The 17,396-nt window shown below is 40.2% G+C and carries 14 protein-coding genes, 2 tRNA genes and 1 pseudogene; 7 read left to right on the top strand and 10 right to left on the bottom strand.

Annotated elements, in window-relative coordinates:
• The first annotated feature begins 4 nt into the window (after window positions 1-4).
• From PluTT01m_RS12985 to PluTT01m_RS12965, 6 genes and pseudogenes are all read left to right on the top strand, one after another.
• On the top strand, window positions 5-1,864 hold the full coding sequence (locus PluTT01m_RS12985) for a contractile injection system tape measure protein (protein ID WP_011146741.1): 1,860 nt from the start codon (window positions 5-7) through the stop codon (window positions 1,862-1,864).
• Window positions 1,865-1,873: 9 nt separating this feature from the next.
• Complete coding sequence (locus tag PluTT01m_RS12980; protein ID WP_011146740.1) at window positions 1,874-3,958, top strand: ATP-binding protein; 2,085 nt, start codon at window positions 1,874-1,876, stop codon at window positions 3,956-3,958.
• 24 nt (window positions 3,959-3,982) lie between these two features.
• A complete protein-coding gene (locus PluTT01m_RS12975; protein ID WP_011146739.1) occupies window positions 3,983-4,879 on the top strand; it encodes a Pvc16 family protein in 897 nt (298 codons plus the stop codon).
• Between the two features lie 143 nt (window positions 4,880-5,022).
• Window positions 5,023-5,949, top strand: a complete 927-nt coding sequence (locus PluTT01m_RS12970; RefSeq protein WP_110826457.1) for a cycle-inhibiting factor — start codon at window positions 5,023-5,025, stop codon at window positions 5,947-5,949.
• Window positions 5,950-6,196: 247 nt separating this feature from the next.
• Window positions 6,197-6,322, top strand: a pseudogene (locus PluTT01m_RS28255) (IS30 family transposase); the annotation flags it as partial.
• A gap of 65 nt (window positions 6,323-6,387) precedes the next feature.
• Window positions 6,388-7,533 (top strand): hypothetical protein, encoded by a 1,146-nt coding sequence (locus PluTT01m_RS12965; RefSeq protein ID WP_011146737.1) that lies wholly within the window; start codon window positions 6,388-6,390, stop codon window positions 7,531-7,533.
• Between the two features lie 154 nt (window positions 7,534-7,687).
• Here PluTT01m_RS12965 and PluTT01m_RS12960 read toward each other — a convergent pair whose 3' ends face one another.
• The 9 genes from PluTT01m_RS12960 to PluTT01m_RS12920 form a co-directional block, all read right to left on the bottom strand.
• The gene (locus PluTT01m_RS12960; protein ID WP_011146736.1) at window positions 7,688-9,073 is read right to left on the bottom strand and encodes a GntP family permease; all 1,386 of its coding nucleotides are present in this window, start codon (window positions 9,071-9,073) and stop codon (window positions 7,688-7,690) included.
• Between the two features lie 2 nt (window positions 9,074-9,075).
• Window positions 9,076-10,041, bottom strand: a complete 966-nt coding sequence (gene denD / locus PluTT01m_RS12955) for a D-erythronate dehydrogenase (RefSeq protein WP_011146735.1) — start codon at window positions 10,039-10,041, stop codon at window positions 9,076-9,078.
• 172 nt (window positions 10,042-10,213) lie between these two features.
• Window positions 10,214-10,981 carry a DeoR/GlpR family DNA-binding transcription regulator gene (locus PluTT01m_RS12950; RefSeq protein ID WP_011146734.1) on the bottom strand — a complete coding sequence of 256 codons (768 nt, stop codon included), beginning with the start codon at window positions 10,979-10,981 and terminating at the stop codon, window positions 10,214-10,216.
• Between the two features lie 12 nt (window positions 10,982-10,993).
• A complete protein-coding gene (gene otnI / locus PluTT01m_RS12945) occupies window positions 10,994-11,773 on the bottom strand; it encodes a 2-oxo-tetronate isomerase (protein WP_011146733.1) in 780 nt (259 codons plus the stop codon).
• Between the two features lie 18 nt (window positions 11,774-11,791).
• Entirely contained in the window at window positions 11,792-12,433 is a 642-nt protein-coding gene (gene otnC / locus PluTT01m_RS12940; protein ID WP_041380095.1) for a 3-oxo-tetronate 4-phosphate decarboxylase, read from the bottom strand.
• A complete protein-coding gene (gene otnK / locus PluTT01m_RS12935) occupies window positions 12,426-13,703 on the bottom strand; it encodes a 3-oxo-tetronate kinase (protein ID WP_011146731.1) in 1,278 nt (425 codons plus the stop codon). Before otnK ends, otnC begins: the two co-directional genes overlap by 8 nt.
• Window positions 13,703-14,608: an L-threonate dehydrogenase gene (gene ltnD, locus PluTT01m_RS12930; protein WP_011146730.1), complete on the bottom strand. Its 906-nt coding sequence runs from the start codon at window positions 14,606-14,608 to the stop codon at window positions 13,703-13,705. The genes otnK and ltnD overlap by 1 nt, the downstream gene beginning before the upstream one ends.
• Before the next feature lie 392 nt (window positions 14,609-15,000).
• Window positions 15,001-15,085, bottom strand: a tRNA-Tyr gene (locus tag PluTT01m_RS12925).
• A gap of 149 nt (window positions 15,086-15,234) precedes the next feature.
• Window positions 15,235-15,393 (bottom strand) — tRNA-Tyr (locus PluTT01m_RS12920).
• A gap of 301 nt (window positions 15,394-15,694) precedes the next feature.
• Between PluTT01m_RS12920 and PluTT01m_RS12915 the strand changes: the two genes are divergently transcribed.
• On the top strand, window positions 15,695-16,108 hold the full coding sequence (locus PluTT01m_RS12915) for a type II toxin-antitoxin system HicB family antitoxin (RefSeq protein ID WP_011146729.1): 414 nt from the start codon (window positions 15,695-15,697) through the stop codon (window positions 16,106-16,108).
• 430 nt (window positions 16,109-16,538) lie between these two features.
• On the opposite strand, the gene purU is transcribed toward PluTT01m_RS12915, so the two are convergent.
• Entirely contained in the window at window positions 16,539-17,387 is an 849-nt protein-coding gene (gene purU / locus PluTT01m_RS12910) for a formyltetrahydrofolate deformylase (RefSeq protein WP_011146727.1), read from the bottom strand.
• Window positions 17,388-17,396 lie beyond the last annotated feature (9 nt).

Raw genomic sequence — 17,396 nt, 5'->3', positions numbered from 1 at the left:
ATTTATGATTTCGGAGAAAAATTTGTTAAATCGAATTACTATTACTATTGAAGCTAATAATCAACAAGGAGCTAAAAAATTATTACATGGTTCTCTGCTCAATCAAATCGGTGTACGTAAATTATTTAATTTATATTTTAATAAACATGTTGTTAGTCAGGATATCTATTTGGATAAATTAACGCTGAATCTTGGTGAAATTAACTCACCTGATTTTAATTCATTATTTCCTATTCGTCTTAATTCTGAATTAAATAAATCATTAGATCAATATTGTAAAAATAATAAGGAAAAAACCATTACAGAAAATTCAATAATATCCAAAAGTGCCGGTAAGTTCTCTTTATTACAGAGTGATTATTTATCTAATATCGAGGAATTTATCCAGTATTTATATCAAAAAGATATTAAATTAAATCATGAAAAAGCAATGGAGAGTAATAGGAATATTAATGTTAATGCTGAGTCTTTAATTAATCAATTAATGAGAATAGAGAAAAATTTAACATTATTATTAGCAAAAAGCTGCTTATCTGAGCACGGTTTACAACGGCTTTTAGCTATCAGCCAGCCAACTTTATTAAGCGAAATTAATCACAAATTATCGGAGAATATAGATAGATCTCAGCATCAAGGAAAGGTAGTTACCTCTTGGCAATTGGTCTTGAATGCATTGGGATATATACAGCGGCATAATATGCAGGAAATACCTAAACCAGATATAAAAGTGATATCATATATCATGGCTGAATTTGATAGCAGTATGCTTGATATTGTGCCTATTATTACCTTATTTCGCCAAAATATAATCGCTGAAAGTACCTTATTAAATGAATGGTTGAAGCCAATTTGGCAAATAGAATGGATTCCAAAACTGTGTAAAAAACACCTCTCTGTTCAGGAATATAAAAGTTTAGCCAATCGTTTTGGCTGTGAAACTCAGACTTTTAGAGAACAATCTTTACAGCAAACAGATCCAGTTAATTCAATGATTACTGAGCTATTACTGAAATTATCTACAAAACATCGGGAAAATTTACCACCATTAAGTCAGCATCAACTTTCATCAATAACTCTTTCATTGATCACTACAGCGATTCAAAAAGGAGAAATAAAAGTAAAAAATATCATCCAGTTATTGCAACATCCAGCGTTATATAACCAAACAGGGACAACTTGGTTATCCCCACTATGGCAATTAGACTCTGTTTCACAACTCTGTAAAAAACATCTCTCTGCTGAAGAGTATAACGAACTGTCGCAACGTTTTATGTCAAATAATGCCAATCAAGCATTAATCCCTCAAGATCAGACAATATTATCAATATCAAATAATTTTCACGTCAAAGACAATAATTGTAATCAATATCAGATAAGTAATGCTGGAATATTAATTCTATGGCCGATGTTACCCGCTTTATTTAATCAACTAGATCTACTTGAGGAGAAGAAGTTTATTCATCAGCAAGCTCAATTTAGGGCGGTTGATTTCCTTGATTATCTTATTTGGGGAGATGAAGAGGGTCTGGTAGAGAGAAAAACCCTAAATAAAGTTTTATGTGGGCTAATGATTGATGAAGAGACGCAATCAATTCTTGTTGAACCAGAAAAACAGTTAATAATAGCACAATGGTTGGATGTGATTATCGCTCAACTTCCGGGCTGGAAAAAACTGAGCCGTAATGATGTTCGCCAACTGTTTTTACAACGACCGGGTGAATTACTGATAGATAAACAGGAAATCAAAATTACGCTACAACATCAGCCATTTGATCTGTTATTAGCTGACTGGCCGTGGCCGTTAAATATCGTCAAACTCCCTTGGTTAAATCGTCCTTTACAGGTTGACTGGCAAAATATTTAAAAGGTCTATATGAACTCTTTACTTAAAAATAGTCACTACGTGGTGACGGAATTACATTGGATTTATCCCCATCTGGAGCGTATCGATCTGCTATTACAGCGCTATTATTATCAAAAGAGGGAAAGGTACGATTCATTACCGGAGAGTTTTTTACTTACTGAGAATAAGGTAGAGGAATATTTGATACAACCGCAAGGCTTTCCTCATTGGCTATTTGAGGAGGGTAATATTGTTGATCATCCGAAAACCGAAGAACATTTTGCTTCTGATGCGCTGTCTTTATTGGTTGAACGTTTTGAACTCACGGAATTTGAGCGTGATGTCTTATTACTCGGTTTATTGCCACATTTTGACAGCCGTTATCATGCATTATTTGCTGCTCTGCACGGTAATAGTAAAAAACAGTGGCCTGGCTTTGCTTTAGCAATTGAATTATTTAGTCAACGCCACAGTGATTGGCAATTATTGCAAAACTGCTTTTTACCATCCTCACCATTAATAAGGAACCAACTATTACGGCTCAATAACCACGAAGAAGCTATCTGGTTACAAACGCAATTTTTAACCCACAGCGCCGTCTGGCATTTTTTATCAGGACAACAGGTAATTTTTCCGCCCCTAATAAATTGTGCTTATTGGCATTCTCCTACTTCGAACGTTTGGTATCCATCAACTCTTTATCATTCATTTGAAAAGATATTATTGAATGAAACTGATGAAATTCGCCCGTTGGTGATACTGAGAGGAAAACAGGGCAGTGCCAGAGAGTTAGCGGTTAGCAATATTATGGCGTTTCATAGCATCAGTACTCTAATTTTGGATTTAGCTCGATTGCCAGAGGAAGAGAATTTAACTGTAATAGCTAGTTTGCTGGCAGATGCAGTGAGAGAAGCACGGTTACATAATGCTTGTTTATTAATTCGTCATTTTTCTTTACTTGCAGATGAAAAGAAAACATTGAATAACCTATTATCCATTTTGCTGCATCAACCCAAATTACCGGTGGTTTGTTTAGTAGAGCCGGGAGACGCATTAGTCTGGATTAAACATTTATCAATGGTGCAAATTGAGATGCCGGTAGCTACACGGGTGGATAAAGAATCTATGTTGAAAGAATGTTTACCGGATAATGCCGCTCAGAAAGTTAATCTTGCACAATTGTGTCAGCGTTTCTCATTTACCGCGGAAACTTTACCGTTAATTCTTAAAGAAGCTTATCAATATCAAATATTACGACAACCAGATGATCAATTAGAAGAGATAGATTTACGTAAAGCATTAAGTTTCCGCGCTCAACAGAATTTAGGTAAACTGGCTCGACGAATAACGCCAAAACGTAATTTTAATGATTTAGTGGTTTCTGATGAATTAGCTCAACAATTGAAAGAGATTATTGCAACGATTAATTACCGTGACCAGATTTTGGGTGCTGGCTTTCAGGAAAAAGTAGGTTATGGCACGGGTATTAGTGCACTGTTTCACGGTGAATCGGGAACGGGTAAAACGATGGCCGCAGAAGTGATTGCCGGGCATCTTGGTGTTGATTTGATTAAAGTTGATCTTTCTACCGTGGTGAATAAATATATTGGTGAAACGGAAAAAAATATCGCCCGTATTTTCGATTTAGCTGAATCGGATTCCGGGGTACTGTTTTTTGATGAAGCCGATGCACTGTTTGGTAAGCGCAGTGAAACCAAAGATGCTCAAGATAGACATGCCAATATTGAAGTTTCTTATCTGTTACAACGGCTGGAGGATTATCCGGGATTGGTGATTTTAGCGACTAATAACCGTAGCCATTTGGATAGCGCTTTTAATCGTCGTTTTACTTTTATTACCCATTTTACTTATCCTGACGAAGTATTACGTAAAAAAATGTGGCAAACTATTTGGCCTGAACAACTGAAATTATCCGGTGAAATTGATTTTGCACATTTGGCTAAACGAGCTGATTTGACTGGGGCTAATATCAGAAATATTGCCTTATTGGCATCAATATTAGCCACAGACAATAATAGTGAAAAAATTGAGCATCAACATATAGAGCGGGCAGTTATTCTCGAATTAAATAAGAGTGGCAGACTGATTTTTTAAATATTTATTAAATTTGGAGTCGATATGAAAGATACCATTGAACCTAACAATGCTATTGTCGAAGTTAATAATGCATTAAAAGATATTCTATCTCGATATTTAAATAATATTGATATTCGTTTTGATTTGCCAGATATAGATTCAATTCCATCTAAACCGACAATAAGTGTATTTCTTTATGATGTACATGAAGATTTGCAATTACGCTCTGCTGAACCGAAGCGTTATAATCCTGTGACTAATTTATTGTTACCGGGATGGGTCAATATTAATTATAATTATTTAATTACTTACTGGCATTCGAATAAACCCTCAGTTGATGGTAGTAGCCCGGATAGTCAGCCTGATAATCAGGCGGCAAAAATAATGACCTCTATTTTGAACGCGTTGATTAATCATCGTCAATTACCCAAAATTCCTGGTGCCTACACCAAAGTTATTCCACCACAGGAAAATTTAAATAGTTTAGGTAATTTTTGGCAGGCTCTTGGCAATCGACCTCGACTTTCTTTATTATATTCCATTACCGCACCGGTGAAACTTCAAGATATTACAAATATAGTAGAGCCAGTTATGGATATTTCCCATTCTGTGGATCAAAAACTGTATCTGACTAGCTCACAAATATGTCAGGAATTATTAGAAAAATTATGTGTTGATTTAGGTGGTACGGAAGATATACGTTTGGCACTGACTAAAGTGAATCTAACAATTGAACCGCTTGTACCAGCCACAGGCAATAATGAAAATGAAAAAATTATTCTTGAGGCTTCAGGTATTACTTTTTCAACCTATTACTCTAAAATAAAAGAGATTCTTTCAACATGGGTAAACAGTCGTAAAGCAGTTGTTAAGATAAATGGCATAGGTATTATTGTTGATAAAGTAGATTTTAATAAATTAATTAGCATTGAAAAGTAATTACTTAATTAATTACCCATAATAAGATGGCAAGTAATAGAAGATAACAATATTTTTATTGATTGCTTTATATAAAAACATCTTGTTATTAGTAGTGTTTTAATCTATATATTACTTACTTATAACTCTTGGGTGATGATATTATGCCAATCAGCAATCTTGCAAAAGAATCTGAAGTTCGTGCCGTAAAAGATATACCCTGTAAAAATATAGAAACCGATAATCATCTGGAAATAGGTCTTTCTTCTGGCTTATCGAGATCAAAGGATACCTCAAAATTTAAAAAAAATAGTATAAATACCATAAAATTGATAGATGATATTATCGCACTACATAATGATCCGAAAGGGAATAAATTACTGTGGAATGATAATTGGCAGGATAAAATCATTAATCGGGATTTGGCGAATATATTTGAAAAGATTGATGAAAGTGTTTCTGAATTAGGTGGTCTTGAAATGTACCAAGAAATGGTTGGGGTAAATCCTTATGATCCTACTGAGCCAGTTTGCGGTTTATCTGCCCAAAATATATTTAAATTAATGACTGAGGGAGAACATGCAGTTGATCCAGTAGAAATGGCCCAGACAGGGAAAATAGATGGTAATGAATTTGCTGAAAGTGTTGATCAGCTTAGTAGTGCAAAAAATTATGTTGCATTGGTTAATGATCGTCGACTTGGGCATATGTTTTTAATTGATATCCCATCCAATGATCAGGAAACAGTGGGATATATCTATCAATCAGATTTAGGACAAGGGGCATTACCTCCGCTGAAAATAGCAGATTGGTTAAATTCCAGAGGAAAAGATGCCGTTAGTCTTAATAAATTAAAAAAGTTGTTAAGCCGTGAGTTTAATCTATTATCTGATGATGAAAAGAGAGCGTTGATTTCAGAGACGCTTGATATACATAAAGATGTATCTAATGTTGAGTTGGATAGAATAAAGAGAGATAGAGGGGTGGATATTTATTTAACCGAATACGATGTTAATAACTTTTATGAAAATATTGAAACATTAAAATCTAAACTTTCTAATTATGATAAAAAATTGAGTAAACCAAAATGAATTGTGTTATCTAAATATTATATTAGGATTGTCAGAATAATATTAGGTAAATCAAAGTCTTGGATATACCCAATGGATTTCAAGATAGATCGTGACGGCAATGGAACGAATCCCCGGGAGCATAGATAACGATGTGAGCGGGGTGAGTGCAGCCAACAAAGAGGCAACTTGAAAGATGACGGGTATATTTATGCCTAAGGATTCTGTGAGTCACTTTATCGTAGAAGATTTAATACTCCTTAGGCAAGGAGTGTCTTTGTGTCATGAGACTATTTATAGATAGATTTGTAAAGATAAAATAAAATGAGGTGATTTATGGAAGCATCTGAGGATTGCCAGTAAATATTATTGTAAACGATATGGTTGCTATGAGTTCATTTATTAGTTGAATCCTCGTGGTTATAAGAATTTTATCTTTGAAAAGGTAGAGGTGATTATATGTATGACTCGAAAAAAAAGAATAGTGAACCAACAACAAAGAAGAAATTTGAAAGAAGTAATTATAGTCAATGGGATGACAGCATTAACCACTATGAAGACATGAATCGTGCCAGAATAAAAAACAGAAATGATATATTGACCACTGTTGATTATTTTGGTGAAAAAAAGAAGACAATGCATACATTTGAATACCAGTCGGATATTAAACATGATACTAATTTTAATAATAAAAATAAGTCATTGTTTGAGTCTTTCGCTGCATCATTTGTTTTACAAAATCCATCTTTTTTTTCAGGTGTAATAGATAAATTATCAAAAAAATTATTCAATATAATATCTAAGATCGATGAAAGAAATAATTTCCAAAAAAAACTGTACGATTTTATTGAAAAAGATACGAGTCCAGAGGGCCAATTTGGCCGATTTACTCTAGGTAAAAATGAAATCTTAAATGTATTGCAAGTAAAATCGGATACTCCTCAATTATTTGTTAAAAAAATGCTATTAATAAAGTCTTTGGGAGCTTTTATTATTGATTTTTCCTCAAAAGATATTGGAAATTATGATTTTATCTTTGATGGAAAAGGGAGAGAAGTAAATGATATAATAGAAAAAAACAGACCAACTAATCTTTTTAAAGTTAGAGGAAGGACCAATATTAAGAGCAGCCAACATCGTTCAGATATAGGTATTTTAGATACTCCAACCTTTGATAGTCTTACGGAAGAGCAAAAATCATTTTTAACCATTCCAGAACTTACAAAACGTAGACCACTATTTAGAACATTTACACATGAATTGGATGCTGAGGATAAAAGGGTCGTAGAGTCAGTGTTTGTTAACAGAACCTTTGATTGTGATTCTCCATTAATAGGATCCGTATCTGGTAGTACATCTTGTGTTTTAGTTGCTGCTGATATTTTATTCCCTGATATGACTATGGTGGAAAGGAAGAAATTAGCAATAGCAACCTTTGCATTTTTAGTTGGTGGAGGATACCATTCAGCAACTGAGGTGTTTGATGTTGCCTATCCTGGATTAGATTTGAATAAAGAAATAGAAGAGTTGATTGAGAATAACCCGATCCAAGAAAATGCTGGTGTGGCTACCTTACGGCAGCTTATCGGAAACAGTGGTTTTTAAGGACAATGATAGTGTTGCGTGCCCTATATTGCAGTTGTGGCTTTCTAAGATTAAGAAATAAAACTCTGTAAGCGTCGTAGGATTATCAATAATCTGATTCAGCCTCCCATACAAGAGAGGCCGAATTAATATCGCTTTATTGGTGAGTAGGCGTCTATAACACCAGATCCAAGATGATGACACCACACAAGCCAATCGCCCATGCAATAGTGGTGGGTATTGACCAAACGAACATCTGTTGTTTGGCATCTTTGATTCCCATCATGCGGTTAACGACCCAGAATAGGCTGTCATTAAAATAACCAAAGAATAATGAGCCCATCGTTGCTGCTTGTGCGGCAACCAGCATGTTGATCCCCGGAATTTGACTAATAATTGGCGCAGAAATAGAAGCAGCAGTAATCATTGCCACCGTGCCGGAACCTTGAATTAAGCGAACCAGTGTTGCGATGATAAATGGAATCAGCACCGGTGTTAGTGGGAGAGTGGCTATATATTGCGCCAGAATGGTGCCGGTACCACTTTCGCGCAATACCGCTCCTAACGCACCGCCTGCGCCTGTCACCAATAAAATAATACCGGCAGCCTGTAAACCTTCTTCCAGACGGTCAATGACTTCATGTTTATTGGCTTTTGGCATCAAGGTATAAACCGCCAATAATACGCTGATGGCTAAAGCAATAACGGGTGCACCAAGGAAATCAAATGTCTGAAAATAGAAGTTGTTTTCTTGTCCAGTCAAAGTTTTAGTGTTTAATAATAGGCTATTAATGGCTTTAATGAAGATCAAAACGATAGGGACAATAATCGGCAGCAGGGAAAGAAATAGGCTCGGTAGCGGTTTGTTCGCTTTCTCTTCCATGTAGCGTTGGTGGATTGTTTGTAGATCTTGCGCTTCTTCTGCTTCATCAATGGGTTGAAATTCAGGATATTTTACTGCTAACCATTTGGCATAAAATACAATGCCAATAACGCAAGGCACCGCCAGAACCATACCGGTTAACATCATGGCACCAATGTCGACACCGAAAATACCAGCAACCCCCAGTGGCCCCGGTGTTGGCGGAACAGTGTGGTGGGTAACAACCAATCCGCCAGCCAGTGCCACGCCAAGCGTTAGAAGATGACGTTTTCCCTTTTTTGCGAGTGCTTTTGCCAGTGGGTAGAGGATAACAAAGGCAGAGTCGACGAAAATTGGGATACTGACGATATAACCGGTGATCGCTAATGCCCACTCTTCGCGTTTTTTACCTAACCATTTGATAAAGCTGTAGGCTATCTGTTCCGCGGCGCCGGAAACTTCCAGCACCCGTCCCATCATGACCCCCAGACCGATAACAATTCCGATACTGCCCAGTGTGGAGCCAAAACCTTTAGTCATAACATCAATGGTATTTGCTGCGGTTAAGCCACCAGAGAGCCCAGCGATCGCTGCTGCGATGAGCATGGCTAATAAAGCATGAACACGGGTACGTAGCACCAGAAAGATCAACGTAAATACGGCTACACCCAGACCAACGACCGGAATGTAGTGTTCCATAATTAGCCTCCAGTTTGGGACAGGTTATTGGTAATAAAGGCACGGATTGTATCACTGAAAGTATTATCAGCATGAAAACCCAGTGATAAGCCACGGCTGATATCGAAATGACCCGGCCAACTGGCAACAATACGGTTAATGTTTTCGTCTGGTTCGAAGCGGATGAGTTCCACCGCTTTCTGCCCGGCAACCTCTGCCAGTGCATCAATCATCTCCTGAACCGTGACACTAATACCCGGTAAATTGACTGTGCGGGAAAGACCAAATTTTTCCGCCGGAATTTGAACCGCATGTATAAAGTTGTGGATCACGGTTTCAGGGCTGGAGAGCCATAAAGTCAGATCGCGAGAAACTGGGCAGATGCTGCTTTCTCCGTGTAGAGGTTCACGGATGATAGCACTGGCAAAAGAGGATGCTGCTTTGTTTGGCTTCCCAGGGCGGATACTGATTGTCGGTAGACGAAGAACTCGGCCATCGACGTATCCTTTGCGGGAGTAATCGTTAATCATCAATTCACACATGGCTTTCTGTGCACCATAGGATGATTGAGGATTAACCGCACATTGATCTGTAATGGTTGCGGGTAATTCTCCACCAAATACGGCCAAGGAGCTGGTGAAAATAAATTTCAATTTTGGATTTTTAGCCCGGGCAACGTTTAATAAGTTGCGAGTAACATCAAAGTTAACTTGCAAGCCAAGATCAAAATCGCTTTCAGCGTGACTACTGACAATGGCGGCGAGATGGAATAATACCGTGCTGTTTTCATCGATCAGCTTTTCCGCAGCCCTTGATTGAGTTAAATCCAATGCCAGACACTGGACGCGGGGATCATTAACCGGTGAGACAGGGCATTGAATATCGGTCAATATAAGTTGATCGAAATTTAATGTTTGATGGTTGTTTAGCAAAGTGCTGGCGAGTTGCTGGCCTAGAAAACCTGCTCCACCAGTGATTATGACTTTCATTGCGACTCTCCTTGTTTAATAGCTTTGGTTATATATACCCGTCATCTTTCAAGTTGCCTCTTTGTTGGCTGCACTCGCTCACCCCGGTCACATCGTTTGCTATGCTCCCGGGGATTCACTCCCTTGCCGTCGCGGTGCATCTTGAAATCCATAGGGTATAGGGTTTTTATCCTTATACGCTGACAGTATGTAATACCAGGTTGTGTTCTCGTAATTGTTGCTGCACTTTCGGCGGAAGCTGGCTGTCACAGACAATATCATCCAAACTTGCAAGCGGGCAGACCCGAAACATGCCGTATTTGCCATATTTACTGCTATCAGATACCAAAACACGACGGCGGGCGATTTCCAATACTGCCTGTTTGACTAATACTTTTTCTTCATGTGGCGTGGAGACACCATGCTCTAGATCCCATGAACTGGTGCTAATAAAGGCAATATCCACATTTAGATTGCGAAGCAGCATGGCGGCGATAGGGCCAACACAGGAATGATTTCTCTTATCTACCTGCCCCCCGGTATGGAACAGATTTAATTGGGGTTTGTTCATCAGATATTGGGTAATGGAAAAATCGTTCGTGATGATAGTGAGGTTAAAACGCTCAGCCAAGACTCTGGCAATTTCAAACGTGGTGGTGCCAGCATCAAGATAGACCACTTGTCCATCTTCAACCATAGAGACTGCATATTGACCAATTTCCCGCTTATGGCGATGATTAAGCTGGGCTTTTTCATTCCAAGGCAATTCCTGACGTAAAACATCACTAAGTTGCACACCGCCACTGACACTAACGACTTTTCCTTCTTCCTCCAGAGTGTGGATATCCCGCCGTACTGTCATATGTGAGACATTCATCAGTTTAACCAGTGTACTGATAGAAATTGTCCGATATTCGTGTACATAGCGATAAATAAAGTCCCTACGCTCTGATGGAAGCATATCTTCTCCTGATTATTTCTGTGCTTTGGTCAACCAATCCAGACCCTCTTCGGTGTAACCCGCAGGGTGATATTCACAGCCCAACCACCCTTGATAGCCCATTTCATCCAGTTTGTTAAATAGCCACGGATAGTTCACTTCGCCGCTATCGGGTTCGTGGCGTTCGGGCACCGAGGCAATCTGGATGTGACTGAATTTGTCCCATAGACGTTCAATGGTGCGTAGCAAATCCCCTTCCATAATCTGGCAATGATAAAGATCTAGCTGGATAAAAACATTTTGACGGTCAATTTCTTTGAGTAATGTTTCAGCTTGATGCTGAGTTGTCAGAAAGTAACCCGGCATATCACGCGTATTAATTGGTTCAATTAATACGTTGATGTTATGTTCTGCCATCACATCAGCGGCATATCGAATGTTTCTGATATAACACTCACGTTGTTGTTCTGGTGTGAAGTGTTCATGCAGCTTTCCTGCCATCGCATGAACTTGCTTGCAGTTCAGCGCCAGTGCATATTTCAGCGCGGTTTGCACACCGGCGGCAAATTCTTTTTCACGGCCAGGCATAGAGGCTATTCCTCTTTCTCCCGCCGCCCAGTCTCCGGCGGGCATGTTGAATAGAGCTTGGGTTAATTGATGCTGTTTTAATAGGGCAGCAAGCTCTTCCGCTGCGACTTCATAAGGAAACAGATATTCAACGCCTTTAAATCCAGCTTTGGCTGCACGGGCAAAACGTTCTGTGAAAGGTACATCATTGAACATCATGCTCAAGTTTGCCGCGAATTTAGCCATGACGAATTCCTTGTTTGTTCACTCAGTTTTTGGGTAACGAGTTTCAAGTTCTTGGACTTGCTCTTCATTTAATGTCGTGAAGCCGTGTGGCAATAAGGTTAAATAGAGCCGTGCGGTATCTTCCAATTCTTCTGCGTTGAAAAAAGCTTGCCGTAAAGTTTTGCCGCCGACAACAGGTCCGTGGTTCGAGAGGAGGATTGCGTTGTGTTTTGCGGCCAGCTTCGCAATTTCTTCACCGATTCTTTCATCTCCTGGTGGCAGATATTTGACCAGAGGCAGTTTTCCGACCCGCATGACATAGTAGGGCGTAATCGGAGGTAGACAGTTACTTCTATCCAGATTGGATAGGCAGGAAAGGGCAGTTAACCAAGGGGAATGTAGATGGACCACCGCATGGCATTCGGGACGGTTGCGGTACATGGCCAAATGCATGGAAACTTCTTTTGTGGGTTTGTCACCGGATAGCCAATTACCCTCTGCATCTAGCTTACTCAGGCGATTCGCTTGCAAGTCACCAAAACTGGAGTTGGTCGGCGTGATGATAATCGTGCCATCTTCCAGTTTGGCGCTGATGTTACCTGCACCGCCACTGCTATAACCCCGGTAGAACATTGAACGAGCCCATTCGACTAACTCTGACCTTAGTGCTTGTTCACTCATGAAACATCTCCTGTACATGCAGGAAGAAATCGATATTGCCGAAGTTACCTGATTTCAATGCCAGCCAATAATTGTGTTGTCGATCGTGTACCCAAGGTACTCCGGGAGCAATGGGTGCACCGATACTGAATTGTTGGATGTCCAAGCTTTGTACTATCTTACCGGCAGTCTCGCCGCCTGCGACAATAAAGGTATTGAATCCTAGCTGGCTCAGACCTTTTACAACGCTGGCGAAGGTGTTTTCTATTGCTTCACTGGCAGTAGTTGCACCATATTGTTGCTGGATTTTCTGTAATGTTTCTGGGAGGTGAGTGGTGTATAGCATCGGTGCCAGATAGTTTTCGGATTGCTGAATAACCCACGCAACCAGCTTTTCGGCATATTGTGGATCATTGATGCATGAATCAATATTCAGGGCTTTAGTTGGAGCGAATTTCTGGTATAGAGCAACTTGTTTGTTGGTCATGACGGAACAACTGCCAGAAAGGATCACGGTGCGTCTATTCTCGGCGGGTGGGGTTGCTCCTTCCGGTTGGTATGGCATCAATGGCTTACCGGTGTCTGTGCTGGCAAGGGCAGCACCAAGACCAGAGCCACCAGTGATTAATTTCAGCGCTGATGCCGCTCTGGCAATAGGCAGTAGGTCATTCATGGAGAGGGTATCTGTTATTGCGTAGCGTATGTTTTGTTGTTGTAAATGATTTAGCCTTACGCGGATTGCCTGCTCGCCTTGGTGTACACATGCCAGATCCACCAGATCTGCTTTCCCTTGAGCTTGTTGTTCTATTAGGCGCAGTAGATTGGCATCTGTCATTGGTGTCACCGGATGGTGCTGCATACCACTTTCATTAAGTAGTTGACCGTTGACAAATAGATGCCCATGTATAACGGTTCGCCCGTTAACGGGAAGGGCAGGGGAGATCAGCGTGATGTCTGTTTGTAGTTCATCCATCAGGGCATCCGTGACCGGCCCAATATTGCCTTTGCTGGTAGAGTCAAAAGTTGAGCAGTATTTGAAGAATATTTGTTGACAACCTGTTTTCTGACGTAACCAGCGGCAGGATTTCACTGCGTTATTCACGGCTTCGTCTATCGGGCAGGAACGGCTTTTCAGGCTGATAACGATAGCATCAATATCCTGTGGAATGGCGATATTTTCATCAGGTGTATCCAGTAACTGGACAACTCGCCAACCGCTTTGTGCCATAAAACCGGCGATATCGGTTGCGCCGGTAAAGTCATCAGCGATAACGCCCAATTTAATGGTCATTATTTTTTCTCCGGCAAAGTGATACCTTTAAATGTTTTGATAACCGCGCTGTCATCCCATTGGCCGAAACCTTCATTACTGGCAGTAAGGAACATTTGATGTGCAGTGGCTGATAATGGTAATGGGAGTTTCAGATCTCTACCTGTTTCTAAGACTAATCTCAGATCTTTGACAAAAATGTCTACGGAGGATTTAGCAGTGTAATCCCCTGCCAGAATATGGGGGACGCGGTTTTCAAACATCCAAGAGTTACCCGCCGCGTGGGTGACAATGTCGTACATCAGCTCCAGAGAAATGCCGGCTTTGGCCGCCAATGCCATACTTTCCGCTGCGGCAGCAATATGTATACCGGCAAGTAATTGATGGATTGTTTTGACGGTAGAGCCTTGACCAATTTCATTTCCAACATGGTAGAGACGTTCGGTGGTGGCATCAAATACGGGTTTTAGTTGTTCAAATAATGCGGGTTCACCGGAAGCCATAACGGTGAGCTGGCCTTGTTCAGCTTTTAGTGCGCCCCCTGAAATAGGCGCGTCCAGCATGTTTAGATTGTGTTGGCTAAGACGATGGGCAAAATCTTTAGCCTGTTCTGCGGCAACGGTACTGTGAAGCACAATGATCGTACCGGCTTTTAACTGGTTGACTAACGGTGTTTCGCCCTCAAACAGGATGCTTTCTATTTGAGCACCATTGACAACAACAAGTAAGATAGCATCCAGCTCTGATGCCCAATTTGCTGCGTTGTTTGTCGCCGCTTTAGCGCCTGCTTGTAGTAGTTGGTCACAGGCTTTTTGGTTTAAATCAAATCCATACGTGGGAATGCCCGCGCGTATTAACGCGCGGGCAATTCCCATGCCCATAGCCCCCAATCCTATAATTCCTATTTTTTGTATTGATTGGCTCATGGTGGTTCCCTGGTGTTGTTGTTATAATTTGTTATTCTTTTATCATTATTTCACACGTCATTTCACAAATACACGATGGTTATCACATTCTAATGCCCGCTGTTTGAAGGTGGTTATTTTTGTAATTATTTGATTTATATTATTTATTGTTGATTTTTGCGAAATGTTAAATTTCACATAAAGGTGTGATAAGAAATATCATTGTGGGTACATTAAGGTTGGGTAAGCGCTTTTCACTGAATTCTTTTAAAGATGTTAGTTAGTCTCTGGAACTGTTAAGGGTAGGTAATTTAGGAGCGTTGCTGTAGGTTGTCTGTTTTTGGAGGAATCAAGGGGTATAAACGAGAAGTATGTTTTTATTGGGTTTGTTTGTAAGGCTTGAAGGATATTTATGGTGGTGGGGGAAGGATTCGAACCTTCGAAGTCTGTGACGGCAGATTTACAGTCTGCTCCCTTTGGCCGCTCGGGAACCCCACCAGATTTTGAAATATATCACTGTTGCTAACAGTGGCCGGAATCATACCAAATGAGCCGCCGCTGTAAAGTAGATATTTAAAAATAAGTGACGATATGCTGATTTTCCATCCTTATTGATCTTGTTGTGAGCAAAGAAGTGGTCTGTTTGCTGGTGGCGGGGGAAGGATGACTCGTCACTGCGTTCCTCGCCCTGCGGGCCAACGCGTCGCAAGCGCCGCATTGTTGTTTCGCTGCGCTCAACTCGAACCTTCGAAGTCTGTGACGGCAGATTTACCGTCTGCTCCCTTTGGCCGCTCGGGAACTTCACCCGATTTTGAAATGTATCATTGTTGCTAACAGTGGCCGGAGTCACATCAAATGAGCCGCCGCTGTAAAGTAGATATTTAAAAATAAGTGACGATATGCTGATTTTCCATCCTTATTGATCTTGTTGTGAGCAAAGAAGTGGTCTGTTTGCTGGTGACGGGGGAAGGATGACTCGTCACTGCGCTCCTCGCCCTTAAATAAGGTTATCGAGGTTATTTTTTATTGATATTTGGAGTTATTGGGGTTATGATTTTTACCAAGTTAAACAGATAGGAGTTCTTAAAATTATTGGAGGAGTATAACGTGTTATATCCTATTGCGATTGAAATTGGTGATGAGAACCACGCTTACGGCGTGGTTGTGCCCGATATATCAGGTTGTTTCTCGGCGGGTGATTCAATGGAGGATGCAATAAAAAACTCCAAGGAAGCGATTACTGGGCATTTAGAGTTATTGGCCGAAATGAACCAATTACCCCCTGAAGCAAAGTCATTGGATTACTGGATCAAAGATGAAGAATACGCAGGGTGGGCATGGGCCGTAATTGACATTGATGTTGAACCATATTTAGGTAAATCGACAAAATTCAACGTCACTCTGCCTGATTTGTTATCAAAGAAAATCGATGATCAAGTTAAAGCAAGCCCAAACTTGTACAAGAATCGTAGCCACTTTTTGCAAGTGGCTGCTTTGCATGAATTGCAAAACAGTATTTAGCAATAATGATGATCAATCAGCCTCATATTTTTTATGAGGCTTAATTTAATGAGGGCGTTTAAATCTGTACTTGTATATGTACATGCTACACGTAAGGATTACATTTCAAATTCAACTGGATAATCCGGCTCTCCTTCAAAACCACGTCCTTTGTAATACAGAAGCTCTCGGTTTTCTTTACTAAGAGGAAACGGCCGGACCGACCAGACGGTTTAGATGAGCCGCTTACGATTTTCCATCCTTATTGATCTGGTTGTGAGCAAATAAGTGGTCTGTTTGCTGGTGGCGGGGGAAGGATGATTCATCATTTTTGAAAAGTCACCACTACTGCTTACAGCGGCCAGAATCACATCAAATGAACTGCCGCTGTAAAGCATATGCTTGAAAATAAGTTACCGTGTCCTGTTTTTGGGCCTCAATTAATTCAGCTTTAAAGAATTACAGTACGGTTGCCGTAAACAAAAACCCGCTGAGCAAGAACCCAAAATAAAGCATGGCTCAGAACATTTTTTTCAACATCCCGGCCCGCTCTCATCATATCTTCAGCCGTGTATGTGTGGTCTATGTTAATGACCTTCTGAGTAATAATTGGACCTTCATCCAGATTATCATTCACATAATGTGCTGTTGCGCCGATGATTTTTACCCCTCTCTCATAAGCCTGATGATAAGGACGCGCCCCGATAAATGCAGGTAAAAAGGAGTGGTGAATGTTAATAATCTGATTTGGATAATGTTGGACAAATTCTGGTGTCAGTACTCGCATGTATTTAGCTAATACCACGTAGTCAGGTTTGTATTGGTCAATCTGGGCAATCAGTTTTTCATCATGTTGTTCACGGGTTAAACCCTCGTGACTGATTAAATGGAAAGGAATGCCAAATTGTTCAACCAATGATTGTAATGTTGCGTGATTGCCGATAACCGCCGCAATTTCAACATCAAGCCCGTCATAAGCGCTTTTCATGAGCAAATCCCCAAGACAATGCGCTTCTTTTGTCACCATAATGACAATACGCCGACGCCCCGCACTATTTAATTCCCGTTGAGAACCCACCGGTAGTGCATCATCTAAATCAGCAAGCAATGTCTCATCATTGAAGATTCCTTCAAGCTCAGTACGCATAAAAAAGCGGCCAGTACGATGATCGACGAATTCATTATTCTGAACTATATTCAGTTGGTGTTTGTAGCAAATATTAGTAATTTTGGCGATCAGTCCTTTAGCATCAGGGCAAATAGTGCGTAAAATTTTCTTTTGTATATGTTGGTGTTGCATGGATGGGAT

Source organism: Photorhabdus laumondii subsp. laumondii (genome assembly GCF_003343245.1).
GTDB classification, from domain to species: domain Bacteria; phylum Pseudomonadota; class Gammaproteobacteria; order Enterobacterales; family Enterobacteriaceae; genus Photorhabdus; species Photorhabdus laumondii.
This window is presented reverse-complemented; position numbering and strand designations above follow the sequence as displayed.